At 46.7% G+C, this 25,750-nt stretch carries 18 protein-coding genes and 1 riboswitch; of the genes, 13 read left to right on the top strand and 5 right to left on the bottom strand.

Going from position 1 to position 25,750, the window contains the following annotated elements:
• Positions 1–34: 34 nt before the first annotated feature.
• Genes A8708_RS10465 through A8708_RS10480 form a run of 4 tightly spaced genes read right to left on the bottom strand, consistent with a single transcriptional unit; the run spans position 35 to position 5,941 of the window.
• Complete coding sequence (locus A8708_RS10465; RefSeq protein ID WP_068663459.1) at positions 35–2,509, bottom strand: energy-coupling factor transporter ATPase; 2,475 nt, start codon at positions 2,507–2,509, stop codon at positions 35–37.
• Positions 2,482–3,372 (bottom strand): energy-coupling factor transporter transmembrane component T, encoded by an 891-nt coding sequence (locus A8708_RS10470; protein WP_068663460.1) that lies wholly within the window; start codon positions 3,370–3,372, stop codon positions 2,482–2,484. Before A8708_RS10470 ends, A8708_RS10465 begins: the two co-directional genes overlap by 28 nt.
• The gene (locus A8708_RS10475; protein ID WP_068663461.1) at positions 3,369–4,298 is read right to left on the bottom strand and encodes a DUF4430 domain-containing protein; all 930 of its coding nucleotides are present in this window, start codon (positions 4,296–4,298) and stop codon (positions 3,369–3,371) included. The genes A8708_RS10470 and A8708_RS10475 overlap by 4 nt, the downstream gene beginning before the upstream one ends.
• Complete coding sequence (locus A8708_RS10480) at positions 4,298–5,941, bottom strand: S-layer homology domain-containing protein (protein ID WP_068663462.1); 1,644 nt, start codon at positions 5,939–5,941, stop codon at positions 4,298–4,300. The genes A8708_RS10475 and A8708_RS10480 overlap by 1 nt, the downstream gene beginning before the upstream one ends.
• 135 nt (positions 5,942–6,076) lie before the next feature.
• Positions 6,077–6,274, bottom strand: a riboswitch (cobalamin riboswitch).
• Positions 6,275–6,422: 148 nt separating this feature from the next.
• On the opposite strand from A8708_RS10480, the gene A8708_RS10485 reads away from it, so the two are divergent.
• From A8708_RS10485 to A8708_RS10510, 6 genes are all read left to right on the top strand, one after another.
• Positions 6,423–7,334 carry a LysR family transcriptional regulator gene (locus A8708_RS10485; protein WP_068663463.1) on the top strand — a complete coding sequence of 304 codons (912 nt, stop codon included), beginning with the start codon at positions 6,423–6,425 and terminating at the stop codon, positions 7,332–7,334.
• Between the two features lie 101 nt (positions 7,335–7,435).
• Complete coding sequence (metE, locus tag A8708_RS10490; protein ID WP_068663464.1) at positions 7,436–9,724, top strand: 5-methyltetrahydropteroyltriglutamate--homocysteine S-methyltransferase; 2,289 nt, start codon at positions 7,436–7,438, stop codon at positions 9,722–9,724.
• A 451-nt stretch (positions 9,725–10,175) separates the two neighbouring features.
• Positions 10,176–10,715 carry an NUDIX domain-containing protein gene (locus A8708_RS10495; protein WP_068663465.1) on the top strand — a complete coding sequence of 180 codons (540 nt, stop codon included), beginning with the start codon at positions 10,176–10,178 and terminating at the stop codon, positions 10,713–10,715.
• Positions 10,716–10,835: 120 nt separating this feature from the next.
• Positions 10,836–11,117, top strand: a complete 282-nt coding sequence (locus A8708_RS10500) for a LysR family transcriptional regulator (RefSeq protein WP_068663466.1) — start codon at positions 10,836–10,838, stop codon at positions 11,115–11,117.
• Between the two features lie 191 nt (positions 11,118–11,308).
• Complete coding sequence (locus A8708_RS10505; protein ID WP_068663467.1) at positions 11,309–12,448, top strand: Gfo/Idh/MocA family protein; 1,140 nt, start codon at positions 11,309–11,311, stop codon at positions 12,446–12,448.
• Between the two features lie 20 nt (positions 12,449–12,468).
• Positions 12,469–13,551 carry a Gfo/Idh/MocA family protein gene (locus A8708_RS10510; protein WP_068663468.1) on the top strand — a complete coding sequence of 361 codons (1,083 nt, stop codon included), beginning with the start codon at positions 12,469–12,471 and terminating at the stop codon, positions 13,549–13,551.
• Here the strand turns inward: A8708_RS10510 and A8708_RS10515 are convergent.
• On the bottom strand, positions 13,535–14,440 hold the full coding sequence (locus A8708_RS10515) for an AraC family transcriptional regulator (protein ID WP_068663469.1): 906 nt from the start codon (positions 14,438–14,440) through the stop codon (positions 13,535–13,537). The genes A8708_RS10510 and A8708_RS10515 overlap by 17 nt on opposite strands.
• A 605-nt stretch (positions 14,441–15,045) precedes the next feature.
• Between A8708_RS10515 and A8708_RS10520 the strand changes: the two genes are divergently transcribed.
• From A8708_RS10520 to A8708_RS10550, 7 genes are all read left to right on the top strand, one after another.
• Positions 15,046–19,650: an RCC1 domain-containing protein gene (locus A8708_RS10520; protein WP_068663470.1), complete on the top strand. Its 4,605-nt coding sequence runs from the start codon at positions 15,046–15,048 to the stop codon at positions 19,648–19,650.
• 213 nt (positions 19,651–19,863) lie between these two features.
• Positions 19,864–21,087 carry a sensor histidine kinase gene (locus A8708_RS10525; RefSeq protein WP_068663471.1) on the top strand — a complete coding sequence of 408 codons (1,224 nt, stop codon included), beginning with the start codon at positions 19,864–19,866 and terminating at the stop codon, positions 21,085–21,087.
• A 3-nt stretch (positions 21,088–21,090) separates the two neighbouring features.
• Complete coding sequence (locus A8708_RS10530) at positions 21,091–21,723, top strand: response regulator transcription factor (protein WP_068663472.1); 633 nt, start codon at positions 21,091–21,093, stop codon at positions 21,721–21,723.
• 162 nt (positions 21,724–21,885) lie between these two features.
• Positions 21,886–22,614, top strand: coding sequence for a (Fe-S)-binding protein (locus A8708_RS10535; protein WP_056618519.1), 729 nt, complete (start codon positions 21,886–21,888; stop codon positions 22,612–22,614).
• Complete coding sequence (locus tag A8708_RS10540) at positions 22,611–24,125, top strand: LutB/LldF family L-lactate oxidation iron-sulfur protein (RefSeq protein ID WP_068663473.1); 1,515 nt, start codon at positions 22,611–22,613, stop codon at positions 24,123–24,125. The genes A8708_RS10535 and A8708_RS10540 overlap by 4 nt, the downstream gene beginning before the upstream one ends.
• Positions 24,118–24,858, top strand: a complete 741-nt coding sequence (locus A8708_RS10545) for a LutC/YkgG family protein (RefSeq protein ID WP_068663474.1) — start codon at positions 24,118–24,120, stop codon at positions 24,856–24,858. Before A8708_RS10540 ends, A8708_RS10545 begins: the two co-directional genes overlap by 8 nt.
• Before the next feature lie 13 nt (positions 24,859–24,871).
• Positions 24,872–25,579: a FadR/GntR family transcriptional regulator gene (locus A8708_RS10550; protein ID WP_068663475.1), complete on the top strand. Its 708-nt coding sequence runs from the start codon at positions 24,872–24,874 to the stop codon at positions 25,577–25,579.
• Positions 25,580–25,750 lie beyond the last annotated feature (171 nt).

Genomic DNA, 25,750 nt, shown 5'->3' on the forward strand with positions numbered 1-25,750 from the left:
GTTAACTAACCAATGAGGTGCTGTTTTTCTATTTTTACGAAACCAATCCATACTTCTCTTTAATCCGGTCTAATTTCTCTAGCATCGGTCTTGCAAGCACATATAAGAAGATCACTGTTGCAGCGGCATGAACCAAATCAAAGGGAATGCCTCGGATACAGGCAAGCACAAGTAGGCTAATTGTTGGTTTGGCCTGCGTCATCATGATGGAAGAATAGTTCATAATGAACCCATAAATCACAAAGGTTGCTGCGCCTCCAAACATACAAAGAGCCATGCGATTTCTTCGTAAAATCCCCTTTTTAAACAGCGCACCAGCCAGAAATCCTATGATCCCGAAAGCGAACATTTGCCAGGGCGTCCAGGGTCCTTGTCCAAAAAAGTAGTTCGATACAAATCCTGTGACGGCACCGACGAGAAAGCCGGTTTCTGCGCCAAAGGCGATGCCGGAAATGATAACAATCGCCACGACGGGTTTGAATTGAGGAACCATGAAAAAAGCCATTCTGCCAAAGACGCCAATCGCACATAACACGGCTATGACGACAAGTTCTCTGGCCTGGGGCTTTCGCCCTTCAAAAATCAAAGCGAACGGAAGCATCGTTTCCAAGATGACCAGCATGCTAATGAAATAGTATTTTCGATCGTCCAGATAGTAGATGCCAAACCAGATGGTTAATGGGATTAATAAAAAAATCATGAGCATGGCGGTCCGTGTACGCTTGGAGAGGCTTCTGTGTTCGATAGGTGTTTGTTCGTTAGGATCAGCCACGATGGTTGTGTTGGTACTTTTACGAATCAGTGGAAGTACAGGCTCCCTAGGTGTAAAATGATCCATTTCTTCATTCCCGTGAAAAGCTTTAATGATGTCATTGGTAGTAATGGCCTTCGGAATCAAGTCTCTCGCCATGCGGCTTGCAGAAGTCGTATAGAAACTGTTCCCAGCAAAAAATTCGCGAGGATTGTCCTCTGATACGATCGTTCCATCGAAGAACATGGCACACCTATCAGCATAGTTAGCGCAAAATTCGATATCATGACTCACCATTACGATGGTTGTTCCATGCCGTTTTAAATTCATTAATATGTCTGCAAATATGACTTTATAATGGGCATCTAATCCTTTGGTCGGCTCGTCCAGCAGCAGAATGGAAGGCTGAAGAAGCAGGATCTTGGCAAGCGCGGCGCGTTGCTGCTCACCTCCAGACAAATCATAGGGATGGCGGTCGAGAAGATCTTGCAATAGGCAGAGTTCTGCAACTTCTTGTACGCAGGCTTGACTACGATCCTTGTCCAGCTTGCTATCGGACAGCATCTCGAAGAGATCAGCCCGCACTGTTTTATGGACGAAGAGTGCTTGCGGATTCTGGGGAAGAACGCCAAGAAGTCCATTGAATTTCTCACGGTCCGAATACTTGTCGAGGTCTTTCCCTTTCATCAGGACTGTTCCACGATAAGGCTTATGGAGTCCAGAGATCAGGGAGAGGGACGTTGTTTTGCCCGTTCCATTGCCGCCGACAATCGCATAGATTTCGCCTGGATAGGCACGTAAACTAAGGCCTTTCACAACATCAGGGGCGTGTTTCTCATACTTAAACCACACCTCGTTTAGCTCAAGCGTTGGTTCAGTTGTTCGCACGGGATTGTCCACACTTGAATTGTCTTGCGTGTAGGCTTGCTTCTGTGCAAGATGATGTAGAAATTCCCTTCCCTCACGCACTGTAATAGGGCAAGGAAGCTGATTGTCGATGCGTGCATACACACGCATCGGTGTTGGCATGGCATGAAACATGTCGTGCCCTAGATCCCGAAGGTTCTCGCCAACCTCTTTCGGTGTTCCCACTTGGAGAATTTCACCATGATCCATCACGATAACCCGATCGGACAGCGGCATAACTTCTTCGAGCCGATGCTCGGAGATGAGAATGGTGACGCCGAGCTCTCGGTTGATTTTGCCAATAGCAGCTAGAAATTCAGATGCAGCGATCGGATCAAGCTGACTGGTGGGTTCATCCAAGATCAAAATTTTGGGCTGCATAGCCATAATGGATGCTAGATTCAGCAGTTGCTTCTGTCCGCCGGACAAATCGGTAACTGGCTTATGAAACCACGCCTGTATGCCGAAGAAGCTGGCCATCTCAGCAACACGCCGCCGAATCTCCAGGGTGTCGTATCCAAGGCTTTCAAGACCGAAAGCGAGCTCATGCCAGACTTTGTCAGTCACGATCTGGTTGTCGGGAGACTGTAGGACATAGCCGATTTGGGCAACTTGGGTGCGTCGGTCAAGCTGTTCGAGAGGCGTCCCATGAAATAAGATCTCGCCACTTCGTGATCCATGAGGGGTAAGATCGGTTTTCAAGTGCCGTAAGAGCGTTGATTTACCGCACCCCGACTTGCCGCATATTGTAATAAACTCCCCTTGCCCTATAGCTAAAGTTACCTCATGAAGCGCATGTCCCAGAGAGCCAGGATAGGAGAATGTTAATTGTCGGATTGTAAAGACTTCCATTTTCTATCCTCCGTTATGTTGATAATAAGCGGTATTGCACATAGAAAGGCATAGGCCATAAAGACGCTTATACTGTACAAAGAAAGCCCCGTACTTCGCATAGAAGGGAAGTATCGGAAATACATCGCTTTCGCAGCAGCTCCAATGAAGATATAGCCTGCGGTTGCGAGAAGGGTGATAAGCGCGGTTCGATTACGGCTTTCCCATGTGAAGATGGAGAATGCCGTTCTTCCTTTCAACCCGTACCCACGGCTTTTCATCGAATCTGCCGTTTCAATGGCATTTTCAAGCATCCAGGTCACCATAATGGATAGGATCCGTAGGCCATGCTGAATCCTATGGATGAGGCTGCCATTGGAGACATCTCTGCCGATGCTCCTTTGTGCATTGGAAACGATGAGGAGCTGAGCCTTAAAGCGAGGCACAAAGCGCAGCACCATGGAGAAAATGAGTGACAGGGCAGGGATTATTTTACCAAATAAATAAATGAATTTATCCGAGGTCATGACCGCGTTATAGCAAGAAAACCAGCAGATGACGGATATGAACATCGCCGCTGCCCCAAAGCCATAGGTAATTGATTCCAGGGTCAGTGGATTGCCGCTATGCAAATACATCAGTATCGTGACGCCCTCGTGATTAAAGGCAGGATTAATTAACGCGGTGATGATAAGAAAAGGAAGCATGTAGATAAAGTTGAACTTGATGGCTTTCTTCCCGTTGAGATAGATCGAATAAGCAAAGGCAAAGCTCAGGGAAATCACTAGACTGACCGGATGCATAAAGACCATAGAGAACAGGATGACGCATGTGAAATACAGAAAATTAACGAAAGGGTGGAAGCTGGCAAAGGAATCCCTCATTGCTTCTTACCACCGCCTGCTGAATTATAGGTGTCCCCGACGTCACGTCCCAAATCACAGGTGTATACCCATTCAATGACATCCCCTTGCTTCAGTTGATAGCGGCTTGCGCCATAATTGGGGAACCAGCCATTCACTTTGTACATCCAACCTGAGAGCTCTCCACAATCAAATTCATATAGGTTGTTAATCCCTTCGATATAGGCGGAATTATAAATCGGGGTATTCACGAATTCCATATGAATTTTGTTCTTCTTCATCTCTCTTTGTAGGACATTAAACACGGACTCTCCCTCATAAAAAGTCACCTGCTGGGCTTTGAAAATCATACCATCCTTCGGGACAAGCTCGGCCTTCTCAGGATCGAGAAGTTTCATGTTGTTAAGTATTGTTAAGCAGCTTACCGAAAGCGTAGCTGTCAGTTGTTTGTCAGAAGTTTTCGCGTTCTCCGGCTCTATGGGAAGCGGCTTTCCCTCAGGAACAGGTTCGGTAAGGTAGTGGTCCTTACCCGTCTTAGGGTCTATGTCCATAGCTGATCTCGCGCTTGGTTCGGTAGCCTTGGGTAGCTCTAGTTGGCTGCCGTCCGCATCTTTACCCGATGGAGCGGGGGGCTCCACGGCCTGCGTCGAGGCAGGTGGAGATGGGGACGCAGCCGCAGAAGCAGACGCTGACGGAGATGCCACTGTCGGACTTGCCGCCGGTGTCTCGGTACTTGAAAGTGAAGCGTCGGGTGATGGGGGAGCTGGCGAACGTTCAGCGTCCGGTTCAGTCACAGCAGGTGATGCTATTGGTGGACTGCTCGTTTCTAGCGCGATGGTAGACGTCGGAATGGCCTGCTGGCGCGGCTGTCCGCTGCTCAGGTAGGCAATGACGAGTACGGTCAAGATAAGTGCTGCGGCAATCCCTTTATTTTTGGTAAGTCGCATTAGCTCGCCTCTTTAATTAATTGTGCTGCAGTGAGTAAACGGTAAAGCATCTCCGCTATTTCAGCCCGTGTGACTGTTTGAGTAGGCTCAATATTGAGCATATCCTGCGATAATAGATGTTCGCGATAGTTAAAAGCCAGTGCATTCCTCGACCACTCCGCCGTGCGTGTGTAATCCCCGAATTGCGCTAGCATATCTCGGATTTCACTTGTACTTAACGTCGTATTCATGCCGGCGAGCTTGCCTGCATTGGCAATCATGACAGCAGCTTCCTGTCTCGTAATCGTGCTATTCGGCGTAAATGTGGTATCGGATGTACCGCTTACGATGCCATAAGAATACGCTGCGCCAACATAGTCCGCATACCAGGATGCAGCAGGGACATCGTCGAATCGTGCTTGTTTTCGCAGAGGAAGGCCGAGACCTTTGGTTACAATGGTTGCAAATTCAGCGCGAGTCATTGTTTGGTCAGGTGCATATTGATTGTCCGTCAACCCATTAATAATGCCTCTCGATGCTAGGGATGAAATGGCCGCTTGGTTCACATGGTGGGTAATATCGGAGAAAGATGGATTCGCAGCGATGACGGGCATCACTTTGATATCCTTGTTCTTGTTGGCTAAACCGTTAGCAACTACATGCGTAGACGAAGTAGTTAGCTTGACGTCATTCATTCTGTAGAGGCTGCTCTGACCCGATAGGATGCGTTGCACATTCACAAGTCCATAGAGAGCCTGCTCTGTTGACATGCCCGTTGCTCCGCTGCCATCCTTGGTATGTTGAAATCCTTGTCCTTTTGAATAAAAGGAGAGTAAATTATCGACAATTGTGTTGCCATTTTTCACAAAACGACTGTCGTGGAGGTCAATGCCAAGTTCACATAGTGCCATCAATACCTGCACAGTGCTCTCCGAAGTACTTACACCCAAGCTTGCAAAGCCGCCTTCATTGTCCTGTATGCGAGATAGAAGTATAATGGCCTTCTCTGTTGCTGCTTTGACTTTCGTATTGCTCTGATACCTAGCTAGAGCCTGCAAGGCCATACCGGTAATGTCAGGATCAGCAGACGTGCCCGAAAGTGCAAAGCCGCCATCTTGCAATTGATTCGATAATATTTCGTCAATGTACATCTCTCTCGTTGCCTGCTTCTTGGCAGTTGTGTTGACGGGTATCGTGTAATTGCCGCTGTCCAGAGAAATTAAAGCAAATATTGGCCCGTTGATCCCTTGCCATATCGTCTTGTCAAAGTCGCCGAGCGGCTTCAACAAATTATAGCCACCAACGTTACTGGGATCCGCGCCAATTGCTGTTAAAGCTATAATCAAGCGGGAGTATTCGGTATACTTTTTATCATGCAGATTGCCATTCAACGCTTTAACGTAGGTTTCTACACCTCTGTAGTAATCATCGTAATAGCTTTGCGGCACGTAAGCGGAGGAGCGAGCAAGGCCAAGAATGGCCCATTCACCGCCGATTGAACCAACTTCCGGTTTCTGTACCGTTTGAAGTACATACTGCGCTGTATCCTGTACAGCATTGTCTACAGCTGCATTCGGCATAGCGGATACGGGATTGATGTGTAGACTGCTTGCCAATAGGAATAGAGCCATGAAAAGGGTAAACATCCTATAAGGTAGTTTCATTGTGAGCCTCCAAGTGAAAAATGATTGGGATGGTGAATATACAAAAAAGCCCTTGCATGGAAAAAATCAAGGGCTGTGATGTCAGTATGGGTCGTAGACAACGAAAAAAAGCACCTCCTCTATCATCCGTAGAGTGTGTGAATACACAGTAAGGCTGGTCTCCTGACTTATGCGTCAACGCTTCTCTCGCCTTCCCAGTATAGCTATACCAGTGGCCATTTCTAGAGTCGCTCGTCATTTACAGTGGCGGGACCGTGCTGGAATTTCACCAGACTTCCCAATTAAGCATTACCTACTTATCGTAAGCATGCACCTTAACTATCCATTATTTAATTAGTTTAATCATATATATAGTTGAATTGTTTGTCTATGGAAGTTTCCTAGCAACTGACCTTTCCTATAAGGCAATTCACGTAATATGTGTTACCATAGTCATAATTCACGAAGCGCTGGTTCGTATACCAGTGGGAGGGACGAAGCCATGACATTGCAACAATTAAAATATGTGATTGAGGTTGCGAACCGAGGGTCGATTAATGAAGCAGCGAAACGGCTGTTCATTTCCCAACCGAGCCTTTCCAATGCCATTCGAGATCTGGAGGAAGAACTCCAAATCTCTATCTTTGATAGATCCAATAAAGGGATCTCACTTTCCAAGGAAGGTGTGGAATTCCTAAGTTATGCGCGGCAAGTTGTCGAACAGGCGGAGTTACTGGAAAGTCGGTATCTCAATGCGAAGCCTTCATCGCAGCATTTCTCTGTATCGACGCAGCATTATGCGTTTGCCGTGAATGCATTCGTGAGTCTGGTGGCGGAGTATGGGCAGGATGAATATGAGCTTGCTTTACGTGAAACCAAAACATACGAAATCATTGAAGATGTCAAAAACTCGCGGAGCGAGATTGGCATTTTATACGTGAATGAGTTCAATGGAAAGGTGATAAACAAGTTGCTGAAAAGCGCAAACCTGCAATTTAATAGTTTATTTATCGCCAAACCGCATATTTTTATCTCCATCAAAAATCCTCTCGCTAAGCAATCCATGGTGACCATTGACCAGCTACAGAGCTATCCGTATTTATCCTTTGATCAAGGGGAATATAATTCTTTTCATTTTGCCGAAGAAATTCTTAGTACGATGTCACATAAGAAAAGTATCCGTGTGAATGACCGGGCGACGCTGTTCAATTTATTAATCGGTTTAAATGGATATACGATTTCAACGGGGGTCTTAAGCTCCGATCTGAATGGCAATGAGATTATTCCCGTACCACTGGATTGTGATGAAACCATTAATGTGGGTTGGATTTCCCATAGCCATATCTCGCTATCCAAGCTTGGAACAGCTTATGTAGAAGCCCTTCAACAGGCTGTTGTCCCCATGGTGCTGTAATATAGCTTTTAGCTATATCTAGATATACATAATACCAGTTACGTTATAACTACTCCGCTATGTTATCTTTTGTATAACAAATTGCAGAGGGGTTATGTCCGATGGTAAGAAGCAGTAGTTTGGGATATCCGCGTATTGGTGCTGACAGAGAATGGAAGAAGGCACTGGAGGCTTTCTGGGCAGGTAAGCTGGAAGAATCAGAGTTTGAATTACAGTTGCAGGAGATTCGTTTAAGTCATTTGCGCAAGCAGCAGGAGAAAGGTATCGACCTTATTCCTGTCAACGATTTCAGCTATTATGATCATATTCTAGATACGGCTGCTATGTTTGGCATTATTCCTGAGCGTTTTGCTTTCGAGGGGAGCGCAGTGCCCTTGTCAGTGTATTACGGAGTTGCCCGAGGAACGAAAGATGCTACAGCAAGTGAAATGACCAAGTGGTTCAATACCAATTATCATTATATCGTGCCTGAACTGAACGGAGCTTCACCTGTCATTACGGAGAACAAGCCTCTAATTGCTTACCGGGAAGCGAAAGAGAAGCTAGGTATCGAAGGTAAGCCAGTTATCGTCGGTCCTTTGACGTTCTTGAAGCTGTCCAAAGGCTACAGCGCATCGGAGTTCGACACGTGGTTGAATACGTTGCTTCCGTTATATGTACAAATTCTCAAAGAGCTTTCTGCCGAAGGCGTTCAATGGGTACAAATTGACGAGCCGATTCTCGTCACGAAGTTGAGCGATGCGGATGTTGCTAGACTGAAAACCATCTATGAAACGTTTGCCGAAGCCGTGCCTGGCTTGAACATTGTGTTGCAAACGTATTTTGAATCCGTAGATCGTTACGCTGACATTATTTCCTTGCCGGTCAAAGGATTTGGTCTGGATTTCGTTCATGGGCTTCAAGGAAACTTGGAAGCTTTGAAAACTTTCGGATTCCCAGCTGACAAAGTATTAGGTGCAGGTGTCATCGATGGACGCGGTATCTGGAAAGCGTCGATTCGCGAGAAACTCGAACTGGTGGAAGAGCTCACTAAGCACGTTGCAACGGAGAATCTTGTTATTCAATCGTCAAGCAGCTTACTGCATGTTCCAGTAACGACTGAAAGAGAGACGAAGCTTTCTTCTGAACTAAAGAATGCACTAGCCTATGCAGATGAGAAGTTGGATGAACTTGTTCTTATCACGAAAGCAATCGCTTCGGGCACAGCTGGAGTCCTTGAAGAAATCGAACAAAGCGATCGCGCTATCCAAGCACTTCAACAATCGGATGAGCGCAACCGCAGCGATATTCAACAGTCCGTAGCTGCACTAAATGTTCAGCAGCCAGAACGTTCCCGTCCTTTTGCAGAGCGTCATGCCGCGCAACAAACGAAGTGGCAGCTGCCACTATTCCCGACAACGACGATCGGAAGCTTCCCGCAGTCTGCGGAAGTGCGCAAGGCACGTCAATTGTGGCGTAAGGGCGAGTGGAGCAATGAGCAGTATGAGGCGTTCATTCGGGAACAAATCGACATCTGGATCAAGCTTCAAGAGGAGATTGGCATCGATGTACTCGTTCACGGGGAATTCGAGCGGACGGACATGGTTGAGTTCTTCGGCGAAAAATTAGCCGGATTTGCCTTTACGCAGTACGGCTGGGTCCAATCGTATGGTTCCCGTTGCGTGAAGCCGCCAGTCATTTACGGAGATGTTGCCTTCATTGGCGAAATGACGGTTGAAGAAACGAAGTATGCGCAGTCGCGCACTAGCCGTCCTGTCAAAGGGATGTTAACGGGACCTATTACCATCATGAACTGGTCGTTCGTCCGTGATGATATCTCTCGCGAGCAAATCGCTTACCAACTGGCTTATGCGCTAAGACAAGAAGTCGAAGCCCTAGAGCAAGCTGGAATCGGTATGATTCAAGTCGATGAGCCTGCGGTTCGCGAAGGCTTGCCGCTGAAGGAAGAAGAACAAGCGGGTTACCTTGCTTGGGCTGTCAAAGCTTTCCGCATTGCGACTTGCACGGTGCAAGACACAACGCAAATTCATACGCATATGTGCTACTGCGAATTCCATGATATGATCGATTCCATTGAAGCGATGGATGCGGACGTTATTTCCATTGAAACCTCCCGCAGCCACGGTGAATTGATCCATAGCTTCGAGCTGAATACTTATAAGCTGGGTATTGGCTTAGGCGTATACGATATTCACAGCCCACGCGTTCCGAGTGTAGAGGAAATGACAGCGATGATCGAACGCGCCCTGCGTGTACTTGATCCGAAGCTATTCTGGATTAACCCGGATTGCGGTCTGAAAACGCGCGGACTTGAAGAAACGGTTGCTTCCTTGCGCAACATGGTAGCAGCGACGCAAATTGCTCGCGACCAGCATGCTGCTTTAGTATAGTACGGAGACGCTACTGTAGGACATGAACAAGTACGTGGGATGGTAAAGGCATTAACTGTGCAATGCGTGCGGGCTTGAGTTACGTTTGGAAGAAGTATTTGGTCTTAGGATCAAATACTTTTTTTCATGCAGAGCGGTGGCATGTGGGGGATTTGGTGAATTTACCTGTGTTTCAGGAGAATACATGGATTTTATACAGTTAAATTTGGGAGATTGGTGACCAAATGCAGATTAGATGGAAAACCTACAGTTAAATCGATCTGTTTTATCCGATCCGAGAAAAAGTGGCAGTTTTACCTACATATTTTACAGTTAAATTAAGTAATCAAGGGAATATGGCGGAAATAGCTGTATATTTTCCATTTAAGTGAAAAGGGCCCCTCCGGAATCGGAGGAGAATCCCTCAGAGGAATCCCTTAACATACATCAACAAGAAAACGGAGTGTATCCTGTGAAACAGAAACCCTTCCTTAGCATTGATTATAATCAGAATCGTTTGCTATTTCATGCGTTTGCTGGTGCTCTGCCTAATCAACATATCCTATTATCGAAAGAGTGCCTGATGGAAGAAGCAGCGAATTGTGTTCTGATTTTTGCTTTCTATCAAGGTAAGCTGGTTCTTGTTAGGCATAAAGATCGCGGTTGGGAATTACCTGGAGGAACTAGGGAGGAAGGCGAGTCTATCATACAAACGGTTATCCGGGAGATGCATGAAGAGGCTGGCGGAGAACTCGATGCGATTGAACGAATTGGGCAATACCTCATTTATGAAGAGAACCATCTTGTATTTGTGAAAAATATATATATTTCAAAGGTAAGTACGCTTAATGAGCTACCTGCTGGATTCGAGACGGATGGTGTCATGCTGTTAGATGTAGTTCCGAAGCAGGGAGAAATTATGAATGACTCCACATTTAGTCCCTTAATGAAAGACAATGTGTATGCGACTGTCTCCGAATGGATTAGAGAGCACCGCTTTACCAATCACTAGTCATTCGTATGTTTCGACAGAAGCAGAAATGCAGTGTAATGGGGGATTGGTATTGTCCTATGCATTGACAATTTTTATTGATAATGATAATCTTTATCGGTAAAAGAGGGTTTTGTTTAAATGGGAGTGATCTGTCTGAAATGGCTGGATAAAATAGAAGCCTTTATCACACTAGCTGAGTGTCTTTCTTTTACGGAGACGGCTAAACGTTTGTACTGCTCCCAGCCGACCATTACGACGCAAATTCAGCAGCTGGAGGAGCAGTTTCAGGCAACTCTTTTTCTTCGATTAGGAAAGAAAATTGAACTGACGAAGCAGGGAGAAGTACTGCTTGAATATGCGAAGAAAATGACATGTCTGGTCGAAGAAGCGACTGTTAAAATAAAAACGGCAGATCAATAGAACACTAGGGTCAAGTATTGTAATAGATCAGAGGGAAGAGTCCTTGCGGTGTGCAAGGGCTTTTTTGCTTTCCCCTCCTGACATTGGATTTGAAAACCGCAAAGTAACGGTATTTTTGCACAAGGTAACGTTACTTTTGTAACCGTATTCTTGGTATGCTTGGAACAACAAAAAGCAAGGAGATGAAGTGGATGCTGAAGGTAGCGATTATCGGTGCTGGCGCGATCTCGAGGGCGCATATTGAAGCGTATTTACAATTTCCAGAGCGGTGTACGATTGTCGCGATTAGCGATATTTATGTGGATAAAGCGCAGGAACGCATTGACCAGTTTGAGCTGAAAGATGCCAAGGCTGTGAAGGAGTACAAGGAGCTGCTGGAAGCTGGGATTGATCTGGTGTCCATCTGTACGCCACCGTATACGCATGCTTCACTTACGGTTGAATTCCTTGAGGCAGGCGCGCATGTGATGGTGGAGAAGCCAATGGCTTCCTCGCTAGAGGAATGCGACATCATGAATGAGGCTGCGCAGCGGACAGGCAAGCTTCTCTCGGTGGTCGCACAGAATCGTTTCAAGACGCCGATGATGAAAATGAAATCGGTGCTGGAAAGCGGCCTCATGGGCAACATCGTCCACACCCAGGTCGATTCTTTCTGGTGGCGCGGCCACTGTTACTATGATCTGTGGTGGCGCGGCACGTGGGAGAAAGAAGGCGGCGGCCCAACGCTGAACCACGCGGTGCATCATATCGACGCCTTGCTGTGGATGATGGGCAGCCCGACGGAAGTGCAAGCGTTCATGAGCAACGTGTCGCATGACAACGCGGAGGTCGAAGACCTCTCGATCGGGATGCTGCGCTTCGCAAACGGATCGTTAGGGCAGATCACGAGCTCGGTTGTGCACCATGGTGAGGAGCAGCAGTTGATCTTCCAAGGTGCGAAAGCACGTGTATCTGCGCCATGGAAAGTGAAGGCGTCGAATTCGACGTCGAATGGTTTTCCAGAGCCGAATACGGCGCTGGAGGAGGAGCTGCAAGCTTTGTACGATGGGCTGCCGGAAGTGATTTACGAAGGGCATGTCGGTCAGATCGATAATGTGTTAACCGCGATAGAAACTGGTGCACCTGTGTTAATCGATGGGATTAGCGGGCGTCAAACGCTGGAGCTTATTACGGGTATTTACAAATCAGCGAGCACGGGGGAGCTTGTGAAATTCCCCCTAGGCGCGGAAGATGCCTTCTATACAAGAAGCGGCGTGCAAGCGAATGCGACCCATTTTTATGAGAAGAACACATCGATCGAAAATTTCGCACCACAGACGATTACGACTTAAATAAGAGGAGACTGACGAACATGCAAAAAACGGATGGTATGAATTACGCTCCACAAGGGAGCTTTCAAACGGTATGTCAGCCAGGGGAGTTTGTATTCGCAGCGGCAGCGTTGGATCATGGGCATATCTATGGGATGTGCAATGGTCTGCGGGAAGCAGGCGGGGAATTGAAATGGGTGTACGATCCAGATCCGGCCAAGGTAGATAAATTCCTGAGCACCTACCCTGGTGTGCGTGCAGCAAGCTCGTTGGAGGAGATTCTAGGAGATGCTGAAGTAAAATTGGTGGCTGCGGCGGCGATTCCTTCTGATCGCGGTCCTCTAGGGCTGCGTGTAATGGATAGCGGCAAAGATTATTTCACCGATAAAGCACCGTTTACGACCCTAGAGCAGTTGGAAGCGGCGAAGGCGAAGGTAGCAGAGACAGGTCAGAAGTACGCGGTCTATTACAGCGAGCGTCTGCATGTCGAAAGTGCCATCTACGCAGGGCAATTAATTGAACAGGGCGCAATCGGTCGCGTTCATCAAGTCATTGGACTAGGGCCGCATCGCATTAGTTTATCGAGCAGACCGGATTGGTTTTTTGAAAAGGAGAAATTCGGCGGCATCTTGTGCGATATCGGAAGTCACCAGATTGAGCAGTTCCTATATTTTACAGGGGCAAAAGATGCGAAGGTTGTGCACAGTAAAGTAGCCAACTACAATTACCCGCAGTATCCGAATTTTGAGGATTTTGGGGATGCGACTCTAGTCGGGGATAATGGGGCAACGGGCTATTTCCGAGTGGATTGGATGACGCCAGATGGGCTGAGTACATGGGGCGATGGCCGCATGACAATTCTGGGGAGTGAAGGATATATTGAGCTTCGCAAATATGTCGATATCGCCAGAGAGCAGACGAGTAATCATGTGTACCTTGTAAACAAGGATGGGGAGCAGCACTTCGCCGTTAGCGGGCAAGTCGGTTACCCTTACTTCGGGCAACTGATCTTGGATTGCTTGAACCGCACGGAAGTAGCGATGACGCAGGAGCATGCCTTCAAAGCAGCAGAGCTGTGCCTGATCGCGCAGCGCGATGCGATGATTATTACGAGCGCTGAGTAAAGGATGCCTCGTGATGCTTCTGTAGTTGCTTGCGATATTGGTAAGGCGTAATGCCGATGTGGCTTTTGAACATTTTGCAAAAATAAGAGCAATTCGTCACTCCAATCGCCTCGCCAATGCGAGCAACCGCCTGATCCGTTGACATAAGCAGCTTCACGGCTTGCTGCAACCGCCGAGCAGTCACATAGTCGGAAATACTCGTTCCCGTGCACTCAGTGAATAGATGGGACAAGTGGTAGGGGGAGAGATGCAGTTCAGCGGACATCAGCTCCAAACGCAGCGGTTCGGTGTAGTGCTCCTCCAACCAGCTAAGAATACGCTCGGCTTGATGGGTTTTGCGTGTGCGCGTGGGGCCAGAGCGATTCTGATCTTCACTTTGTGCCCACAGCGGCATGAAGCTACGGAAAAAAGCGATGAGAAAGAGGGAATATTCCTCTAGCTCATCTTTTTTGTCTATGGAGGGCAGCTTCGTTTCTAAGCTTTGGAAGATCGAATGGAACTGATTCTCCTCCTCTAGTCCATAGAGACAAGGAGCATGCAGCGTGCTGGTATGGATATGCTTGAAAAAAGCCAACATCCGCGGCCAATGTGCGAAATAGGATTCATAGACGGAAGGTTCGAATTGAACGACAGTCCGCACGAATGGCGTTTCGGGGTCCATCTGAATATGGTGCAACTGAAACGGCTGAAACACGCACAGCATGCCCGAGGTTATTTCATAGCTCTTCTGATCAACGATCAGCGTCCCACGACCCTCATGAACGACTAGGATTTCAATGCCTTGGTGGGCGTGAAACGTACCCTGATATTTGTCAGATCCAATGGTGCTTCGCTGATAGGCAAAATAGAGCGGGATCTCGTTCAAGCCGATATTTTGAACATAGGACATCAGGGTCACTTCCTCTTCGGTGTAGAATTATAGGCGCTCGGTGGCTCGTTACAGCCAAAGTATACAGGAATGGAGATTCACTCGGCAAGGTGTAGCGTTTAGCGGCTCATACGTTCTTAGATAGGTACCCTCAAGACTATTGTCTTGGGGGTATTGTGGTTGGTGGAGTCCGAGTCCTAGGCTGAGCGGATAAGCGGTGAGCCAGATATGGATTAGCTGCATTTTATACAGCTAATCTTGTGCCTTTTTCTCATTTTCGAGGATTACTTGTACTTCCTAAAGCTAATTGAACTCAATGTGAGGCGAATTGCGTGATTTGGCTAGATTAGCTGTACTTTTTACATGTAATTGATACATTTGGGCGAATTTCAAGAATTTAGATGTACTTTATACAGTTAGTTGTAATTTAATGAAATAAAAATACAGATCCCCAAAATTTATTTGGGGATTTTTTGTTGTAATCAGACGTAATTTATACATATTTCTCCCCCGAATGGGGGATTTTTTTGTCGAAAAATTAGGAATATAGTTATTCCGATACGAATTCTGTAGTTGAAATGTAGCTATTCACAGTAAGTAGCTATTAAAAGTATAGGAGGAAAATGATGAGCAATCTATTAGTCAAAAAAGTGCTGTCCATACTCGTTATGGCATGCCTATTATTTTCGTCAGTTGGTGTTGCATTCGGTGCGACTACAACGGGGACGCCATCAGATATACAGGGTCATTGGGCAGCAAATAACATGTCTGAATGGATCGATAAAGGTTTCATTGAAGGGTATGATGACGGCAATTTTAAGCCGGATAACCAAATTACAAGAGCAGAATTCATAGCATTGATCAATCGTTCGTTTGGATTTACAGAAACGACGGATATCGCATTCCGCGATGTGCCATCTGATCATTGGGCGCATGCCGAAGTAGCCAAGGCTGTTAAAGCTGGCTATATCAGTGGCTATGCAGATGGAACAGTTGGAAGTAATAAACCAATTAGTCGCCAAGAAGTGGCGGTAATTGTAAGCCGATTATTAAAGTTAGACGTAACCGCTTCTGCGGTTACCTTTCTAGATAATAGCCACATCGCAAGCTGGAGCAAGGACGCAATCGATAAGGTTGTCGCTTCGCAGATCATGATGGGGTATGAGGCTGATCATAGCTTTAAACCAGAGGCACCTATTACTCGCGCTGAGGCGGTAGTTACTCTAGATCGTGCACAAGCCGCGCAAACGGTGTCTTATCAAGCAGCTGGAACTTACGGTCCGGAAACGGGCGTAGAAACGATTAATAGAAATGTAATCGTGAATGTAGCCGGAGTCACACTTCGGAATATGGTCATTCATGGTGATTTATTATTGGCAGAAGGTATTGGCAATGGCGATGCGTTCCTTAAGAATGTGAAAGTTACGGGCAAAGTTACCGTTCAAGGCGGTGGCGAAAACAGTATTCATTTTGATAACTCAGTACTTGTAGACATTATCATTGATAAGAAGTCTGGTACGGGTACAGTTCGTATCCTCTCTGAAGGAACAACTACAATTGCTTTAGTAAGTGTGAATTCCCCTGCTATTCTTAAAGAAATCAACTCAACAGGCAGTGGGTTTGGTAATGTCAACATTAGCTCATCACTTCCTTCTGGCTCGAAGGTCACTTTGGCAGGTTCCTTTAATACGGTGAATGTGAGCTCACAGCAACTACAAATTGATATGCCCGAAGGTTCGATTGAGAAAATGAATGCAAAATCGACATCAACAGGGATGGTACTTAACCTTAACAGTGGTGCAAAAATCAATGACCTTGTCCTAGATGCTGTTATTAAAATGCTAGGTCGAGGTACGATTGTTGTAGCGACGATGAATATAGGTGGTTCTACGTTCGAGACACCTCCAACCAAAACGGATACCTCAACACCAGCTCCAACATCAACACCAGCTCCAACATCAACACCTGCACCAACATCAACTCCTGAATCAACGTCAACACCCGCACCAACATCAACACCTGCACCAACGCCAACACCAGGGTTAACTGCTGATGAGGCTATTTCGGCGGCTAAGGCTTCGCTTACTGCAGATACAATTCGCAATTCAAACACAGCGTTAACTGGGGTAATAACAGATCTAACTTTAGATACTTCAGGAGCAAATGGCACAACGATTGCCTGGAGTTCAGATAACACGGCGGTGCTTACCAATACAGGCGCTGTTACGCGCCCTGCTTTTACAGATGTAGATGTCATTGTTCATTTAACAGCAACATTGACCAAATCCGGCGGAACCGCGCAAACGAAAGTATTTGAAATCACAGTAACGAAGCAACAGCAGTCAGCAGATGAGGCTATTTCGGCGGCTAAGGCTTCGCTTACTGCAGATACAATTCGCAATTCAAACACAGCGTTAACTGGGGTAATAACAGACTTAAACTTAGATACTTCAGGAGCAAATGGCACAACGATTGCCTGGAGTTCAGATAACACGGATGTTCTTTCCAATACTGGCGTTGTTACACGTCCTGCATTTACAGATGGCAACAGCGTAGTTCATTTGACTGCAACAGTCACCAAATCTGGTGGAACACCGCAGACGAAAGATTTCGATATAACTGTACTAAAGGATACAACAGAGAAAGATGGACGATTACTTGCGTTACATTTGAGCGATGTAACCTTTATAGAAGCCTTTTCGCCAGATACTTGGAGTTATAAAGCAATTGTACCGTTTAACGTAACAAGCACAACAATTACTGCCACACCAATGAATCCTGGTGCATCTATCCATTTAAACTATGAAAATGCTACGAAACAGTTAGAAGTAGGATCCAATGAAGTACAAGTCTATGTGAATTATGCAGATCGATCGTATTATGATATTTACTCTGTTCAAGTCCGTAGGCTAGCTGCTGATGTAGTTGCACAAGCAGCAGCTGTTGCGACAATCGAAGCTTACCATGGGGAAGATATTAATTTGGTTGAGGTTTTAAATACGGCAACTGGAAGAAATACGGCTATTGCAATAAATTCAGCTTTTTATCGAAATGCGATTCTCGCTGCGGCGACAGGTGATCTAGATACAGCGGAAGAGATTGAGTGGATGATCGATGAAGTCAATTATGAGAATGAAGTGCCGCCGGCTGATAAAACAGATTTAATTGCAGCCATTGCTGAGGCAACTACATTGCTTGGTAATCATTCAATTGGCAGTCAGGTGGGGGGAGTTTCACAAGAAGCTCATGATGCCTATAACCTTGCTATCACTGGAGCATCTGCCGTTCAAGCTGCATCCAGTGCAACACAAGAAGAGGTAGATGACGCGATTTCAGCACTTGCGATAGCAACCAGTGTCTATCAAAGTGCCATTATTGTTCCCATTCCTACGATAACGTTAGATGGCAGTCTATCTAACTATATGCCGATGATCACGATTGCAAATGTAGTGGTTGGTAATCAAATCACGGTCTACGATACAGATGGTACGACTGTGATTGGTTCCGGTCAGGCTACACAACCAGCACTTACGCTTGCCATTGATTCATTAACAGTGGGAACGCACACGATAAAAGTAAAATCCGCAAATCAATCTGGAAGTCCCAGCGTCTATTCGGCGGAAGTGAGCTATCTGGTCCAACCTATTGCAATTTTGCCAGCAAACCGGATTTCGGAAAGCCAAGCACATATCGCCACCTTAGCTAATAACGGTCAAGTCTACACATGGGGCGGTAATTATGGTGGGCAAATTGGAGACGGTACGACAACACCCCGACAACAGATATTTGCAGTGCCAAACCTTCCTGCTAACATCATTGCTGTACAAGCGGGGGAAGGATACACCGCATCCGTAACAGCTGACGGCCATATATGGAAATGGGGCTATTATGATTTAACTGGTCCTAAAATAGTTGCTGGCATAGACCATGTCGTTTCTATCTCTGCGGAAGGAACCAATATTTTTGCTTTAAAAAGTGACGGTACGGTTTGGAAGTTCGCATCATATGGGACTCCTGCTCAAGTTCAAGGTTTAGATCACATTATTGCTGTTCGAGGTGAATGGTCTGATGTAGGGATTGCCTTAAAATCGGATGGAACCGTTTGGGCTTGGGGAGCGAACGATAATGGGCAGCTTGGTGATGGTACAAGGGCAGATAAACCTGTACCTGTTCAAGTTGGGGGTCTACCGTTTATCGTTGATATCAAAAATGGGAATCAACATACCTTGGCATTAAGTGTAACTGGCGCTGTTTATACGTGGGGTTTCAATACAATGGGCCAAATTGGCAATGGAACCGAAAATAATAATCAATTAGTGCCCTATGAAGTCGAAGGTTTATCTAACATTACGCAAATTGGAGCAGGAAATTATTATTCATTTGCAATAGATGGCCAGGGTAATATGTATGCTTGGGGTTACAATGAAAACTCAGCTTTAGGTGTAAATGCGGATGGTGGTAACCGGAATACACCTACCCTCATGACAACTAGCTTAAGCAATGTGATCGCGATAACAGGTGGAGAAGGAAGCACAAGCATTGCGTTGCAGTCCAATGGTGATGTGTGGACATGGGGTTCATCTTCGGATGGCCGTCTCGGAAGTGGTGAAGTCTCCGGTCGTAATACACCAGGCAAGGTTGCTAACTTCAATCTATTTAATGATCCAATGACACCATTAGCAGTAGCGGTGTCTGGTGTTAAGGAAGGTGCCTTCTATAAAGATGCAGGGTCTTTAAACCCAACTTGGGTTGATGCGCCGAATACATCCAGCACAGCAACCTTAAATACGAACGGACAGGGTGAAATCGCCTATACGAAGGGGACTTCAATAACGGCAGAAGGCAGCTATACGTTGAAGATAACCACAACATTGCTCAGTAACCCTAGTTTAAATGTAAACCAATATATACACTTTAATATCGATCGAACAGCTCCAACTGTTACAGTCGTTGGATCTAATAACATCGTTCTATCTAATTTTGTACAGGTCATGGCATCAAGCAATGAGGTTACTGAATTGTATATGGTATTAAAGTCACAAAACATTACGGACCTGAACAGCATTAAAACAGCTGCTGGAAGCAAAGTAGGGGCTGTATCTACTGCAAATACAACTGGCTATCTTTACATGTATGATGGGTCTGTAGGCATCTATGTCGTGTACGCAGTAGATGCAGCAGGAAACATTTCTGCACCATCAGCAGATATCCAGATCGTGAATCCAGCGTAATACAAGTAAACACGAGCTTTTTGCAAAAGAAGATGAAAATGGGGGCTGCCTTTCTAGTAGAACGTTTACTAGAAGGGCAGCCTCTTGCCAATTAGGAGATGCCATATATTCTCCAATCATCTAAATGAGAAGGCATTTCGAGGGGGATGTCGAAATATATATAATAATGTCGAATATAGGGGGGCGTACCCCGAAGAGGTAGAAGGTGATCCAATGAGTATGAACATCGTCAAAGACTTTCTACTGCAATTAGCTATTATTGCAACGATAGTATTCACATTCCAAACGTTCTTCGCGACGAAATCCATGCGTTATAAGCAACACATTGGGGTGATTCAAGCTGTACTACTGGCAGTAGCTATTGTTCTCTGCATGTCTTTTCCTGCTTATGCCACATCCAATGTTCGATTAGATATCCGAGTTGTTCCGTTATTATTAGGAGCCCTGTATGGGGGTTGGCGAACAGGCATTTTCTTATCTGCCATGATAATCTTGTATCGATTATTTCTCGGAGCAGATTTAGGACTATATGTGACCATTGCAACTCTTGTTGTTAGCATGCCAGTTATTCTCATCTCTCGGAAGTCATTCCAGCATGGCGGGAAGAATAAAAGAATAAAACTAGCCCTGCTTCTTTCCATTTTTTATTGTCTTGTAGGCACAGCTTTGGGATCTGTATTTAGAGGCGTATTCATCATTAATCTTATCCATGTCTGTATCGTCACATTGGCTGTCTGGTTATTCACTTCTTTAAACGAAATGATCAAGGAAATACTCTTGAAGAATCAACAGCTGCAATCAGCCGCGAAAGATGCAGAAATCTCCTTTTTACGATCCCAAATAAATCCCCATTTCTTGTACAACGCACTGAATTCAATAGCCGCATTGTGCATCGACGAACCCCAGAAGGCAGAAGCATTAACACTAGATCTTTCAAAATATATGCAAAGTAGTTTTAACTTCAAACACATGGATATCTTCACGACCATTGAAAGTGAGCTGGCATTAATTAAAGCTTATGTGAATATTGAGAAAGCGCGTTTTGGCACTAGATTAGTTGTGGAATATGACGTGGATACCGAAGTAGATGTTTGTATTCCGCCGCTCATTCTTCAACCATTGGTAGAAAATGCAATTAGGCACGGTTTAATGACTACTTTGCAAGGGGGAACTGTGATCATATCGATCAAAAAAGAAACGGATGAAGTCGTTCGTTTTGCGGTAGAAGACAACGGGATTGGTATATCTACAAGCACCCAGGAACACATATGGCTTGTTGATAAAAAAAAACAAGGTATTGGGATTGGGTTACAAAACTTAAGTCAGCGCATAGAGCTTCTCTATGGGCAGCGTATTCGTATTGAAAGTACGGAAGGTATAGGCACCAAGGTATTCTTCGACATCCCCATTCAACCTTTGAAGCCAATTGGAGGTTAAAACATGCTGCGTGCTATTATCGTGGACGATGAAGAATTATCGTTGAAACGTATGAGAAAGTTACTAGTGGATAGCGGTGAAGTTGAAGATTGCCATACGTTCATGAATCCTTTGGAAGCATATGAATTTGTAAAAGCGAACCCAATTGATATCGTTTTTCTCGATATTAATATGCCGGGTATCAATGGGATGCGATTTTCAAATTTATTATTTGACCTTGATGCATCTATCTATGTAGTCTTCGTAACAGGATATGACCATTACGCAGTTCAAGCCTTTGAAAAGGACGCTTTAGATTATTTGATGAAACCCGTAACGGTGGAACGGCTGTCCAAAACATGGGATAAAATTAGAAAGATACAGAAAAATACTTCAGATGCACACAGCACACTAACATTGGAGAGCCTCACTATACCGAAAAGTGCGAAGGGGGCACCGCATGTTATTCTAACTGATCAGGAGACGAAGATTCTTCGATTAGTGACGGATGGACTGACAAATAAAGAAATAGGTGCTCAGATGAACATCGCTGCTGAAACGGTCAAGTCACATGTGAAGAATTTGTGCAGAAAGTTAAATGCCAATAATCGGATACAGGCGATTCAGCGTGCTAAAGAATTAAAGATACTACACTAATGAACACCCATGTCCTATGGCCTATGAAATTATTTTTGAGCGGAAACTTGAATAATGCTCATTTATCCGCAATTAACCCCTTCTCAAGACAAGGGGTTTTATGCTACACTCAACTTGTCTGACAACCTGATAAGTTAACGAAAGAAAGTGGGGCTTCTCCTTATGAAGGTTTCCTTATTTATTACGTGTCTAAGTGATGCACTATATCCGAAGGTTGGCGAGGCTATTGCTCGACTGCTCGGGCACTATGGCGTCTTGCTAGAATTGCCGACGGTGCAAACATGCTGCGGTCAGCCTGCCTACAACAGCGGCTACTGGGATGAAGCGCGAGCAACAGCGAAGACGATTCTTACTGCATTTGACGATAGTGACTTCGTAATTTCGCCATCGGGCTCATGCACGTATATGATTCATCACTATCCGAATTTATTTAAGGATGAACCGGAGTGGTTGGAGAAAGCCACACAGCTTCAGAACAAAACGTATGAATTTACACAGTTCCTCGTCAATGTGCTAAACATCGAAGACTTGGGCGCTGTGTTTCCACATAAGGTAACGTATCATCCGTCCTGTCACGGGAGCAGGCTGCTCGGCGTGAAGTCTGAGCCGCTCGCGCTTCTCCAAGGCGTCAAAGATTTGGAGCTGGTGCCGCTTCCTTTTGCAGAAGATTGCTGTGGATTCGGTGGAACTTTTGCGGTGAAGATGGCTGATATCTCGGGTGCGATGGTGCAGGAGAAGGTCGATCATGTGAAGGAAACTGAGGCTGAGGTGCTGGTTGGCCTGGATTTGGCTTGTTTGATGAATATTGCGGGCAATTTGCGCTATCGAAATGAGCCGGTGAGGGTCATGCATCTAGCTGAGCTGCTATATGAAGGGGTGAAGCGGGCATGAGTCAAGCGATGAGTAAGTCAACAGTGAAAGAGCGGGCCGACATCGCGTTGAACGATGAGTTTCTGCGCAAAGCGGTCAAGTTTACGACGGAGCGGCTTCGCGGCGGCAAACTGAAAGCAGCGGCAGATCACGGCAATTGGGACGATTGGCGCGAACGTGGCAGACAAATTCGGCTGCATACGATTGCGCATTTGGATTATTATTTAACGACATTTGCGAACAATGCGAGAGCGAATGGGGTTCATGTGCATTTTGCCGATACAGATGTCGAGGCGGTTAAAATATCATTGGAAATCGCAGCGGCTAAGCAAGCCAAATCGGTCGTCAAATCCAAATCAATGGTGACAGAGGAGCTGCATTTGAACAAGGCGCTGGCCTCCATTGGGGTTGAAGCGATTGAGACGGATCTAGGCGAGTACATCATTCAGCTTGCGGACGAAACACCGTCCCATATCATTATTCCAGCGATTCATAAAAATAGATATCAAATCGCCGAGCTCTTATCGAAGGACGCGGGGGAGACGTTGGCTCCCGATACGACGATTCTGGCAGGCTACGTTCGTAAGAAATTAAGAGAGAAATTCCTGGAAGCCGATATCGGGATGACGGGCTGTAATTTTGCCATTGCGGAGAGCGGATCGATGGTCCTGTTCGAAAATGAAGGCAACGCCCGCATGGTCACGACGGTGCCCAAGACGCAAATCACGCTCATGGGAATGGAACGGATTATCCCAACGTGGGCGGATCTCGAGGTCATGGCGACGCTGCTTCCTCGTTCCGCAACTGGGCAGAAGCTGACCGTGTACATGTCCGGCATCACGGGTCCGAGAAGAGATGCAGATGCGGATGGTCCGGAAGAGATGCACATCATTATCGTTGATAACGGGCGCTCACAGCAACTCGGCGACCCTGAGTTCCAAGAGCTGCTCAACTGCATCCGCTGCGGTGCATGTCTGAACGCGTGCCCGGTATACCGCCATATCGGCGGCCATGCCTATGGGGGCACGTACAGCGGGCCAATCGGCGCGGTGCTCACGCCGGCGCTCAAGAAAAACGTGGCGGAATGGGACGACATCGCCAACGCTTCAAGTTTGTGCGGCGCCTGCTACGAGGCATGCCCAGTGAAGATTCCGCTGCACGACATGCTCGTGTCGCTGCGTCGCCGCAAGGTCGAAAGCGGCCATGGCGATAAGATCGAAGCCGCGGGGATGAAGGGCTTTGCTGCGCTGATGGGCAACTCGAAGCGGATGGGTGCGGTGCTCAAGCTGGGGCGCATCGGTCAAAAGCTCGTCGTCCGCGACGGCGGTATTCGTCTGAAGGTAGGACCGCTCAAAGGGTGGAACTCCTATCGCGTAACACCAAGCCTGCCGAAGGCCTCTTTCCGTGAGGGTTGGAAAACACTCGAGCAAGAAATTCGCCATGGGCTGACAGAGGCTGATCCTGCCATTCAAGCAAAGTTGGCGGAAGCACTGGCTGCACGAAGCAAAAAGGGAGGACATCATCATGGCTAAACGTGACATCACGCCAGAGTGGCAGGCGAAGCTACAGGAGCTGGATCAGCAAGCGCTAGTGGAACAAGAGCGTTTCATTCAAGGCATCGCCCAGAAGCTCGGGCGCGCACGGGTAACGGAGAAGCCAGCCCATCCGTTCCAAGGGGCTTCAGATAGTTGGAAAGCGTTCAACTGGTCCCCCGAAGAACGCATTGAGAACTTCACGGCGAACTTCCATGCTGCAGGCGGGCACGTCGTCCGAGTACCTTCGATGGAAGCGGCGAAGGCTGCGATTCAAGAACTTGTTGGCACGCTAAGTGTCAAGCGCGTGATCCATCAGGATCAAGCGGAGCTTCATGCGCTTGAGCTTGGTGATGCCCTTCCAGAAGTTGACTTCGCGGTATGGAATACCGATGAGGACACGAATTGGAAGGCCAGCGCAGCGAATGCCGACATGGGTATCGTCCTAGCTGATCATGCCGCGGCTTACACAGGCTCGTTAACTGTGTTATCATCAAAAGAAAAAGGCCGATCGGTGAGCTTGCTCCCCACAGCATTAATCGTCCTGCTGCCGATTGAACGATTGCGAACGAGACTAGGCGAGATTCTCGCTCCTCTTGATGGCATAGCAAGGAAGGATCTGCCTGCTGGCATTCACTTCATCTCAGGGCCAAGCCGTTCTGCGGATATTGAGAACGATTTGACAATTGGTGTTCACGGACCAGGGATTGTGCACGTGCTACTTATCGGATAGAAGAGGTATTCCTATGGAAGTTACGAAGCTGCAGAAACAGAATCATTATGACGAGATCGCTCAGCAGATTAAAGAGATGATCATGCAGGGTCAGTTGAAGATGGGCGATAAGCTTCCTTCTACCAAAGAGCTGTCCGAACGCTTCGGTGTCGGCCGTTCTACGATGCGGGAAGCCCTCAGCGCCTTGAAGGCGATGGGCCTCATTGAGATTCGGCAAGGCGGCGCATGCCGCGTGATCCGGCAGTCGCCTTCCGAAGTCTCCTTGCCCGAGTGGACGTCTCTTCGCATGAATCGCACGACGCTCCTAGAGCTCATGGAAGTGCGGCAATCACTGGAGATTTCGATCGCAGCGATTGCTGCACGGAAGCGAACTCCGGAGGATTTAGCTCAGCTGGAGCGCATCATGCAAGACATGGGGACTTCCGTAGGGAATGATGCGGAGGGGGAACGAACGGACCTCGGTTTTCATCAGTTGCTCGTTCAAGCAACGCATAATAGCATTATGGAGCAAACCTTCGAATCCATCCGCAACGCGATGGAAATGATGATTCGCGATATCCGACGCGCGGAGCTGTATGCGAACCAGGAAGTAGCAGTCCAGCTACTGAGAGAGCATAAAGTCATCTATGAAGCGATATGCAGCGGTGACCCGGTGCTAGCATCTCAAGCGATGCGTGAGCATTTGGAGCATGTGGAGAGCATTTTGATCAAATATATATAAATTGTTGGAGGGGCTTCCCACATCTCAATAAGGTGAGGGGAGGCCTCTTCTTTATGTATGAGTGAAAATCTGCGTTCTCAATGCGACAATTAGGCATACATCTCCATGTTACGCGAGTGAGTGCCTCTTAGGCGCGCAGTAGGCCTCGATAGTCGAAAAAATCGACTTACG

It is taken from the genome of Paenibacillus oryzisoli (assembly GCF_001653565.1).
GTDB classification, from domain to species: Bacteria; Bacillota; Bacilli; order Paenibacillales; family NBRC-103111; genus Paenibacillus_E; species Paenibacillus_E oryzisoli.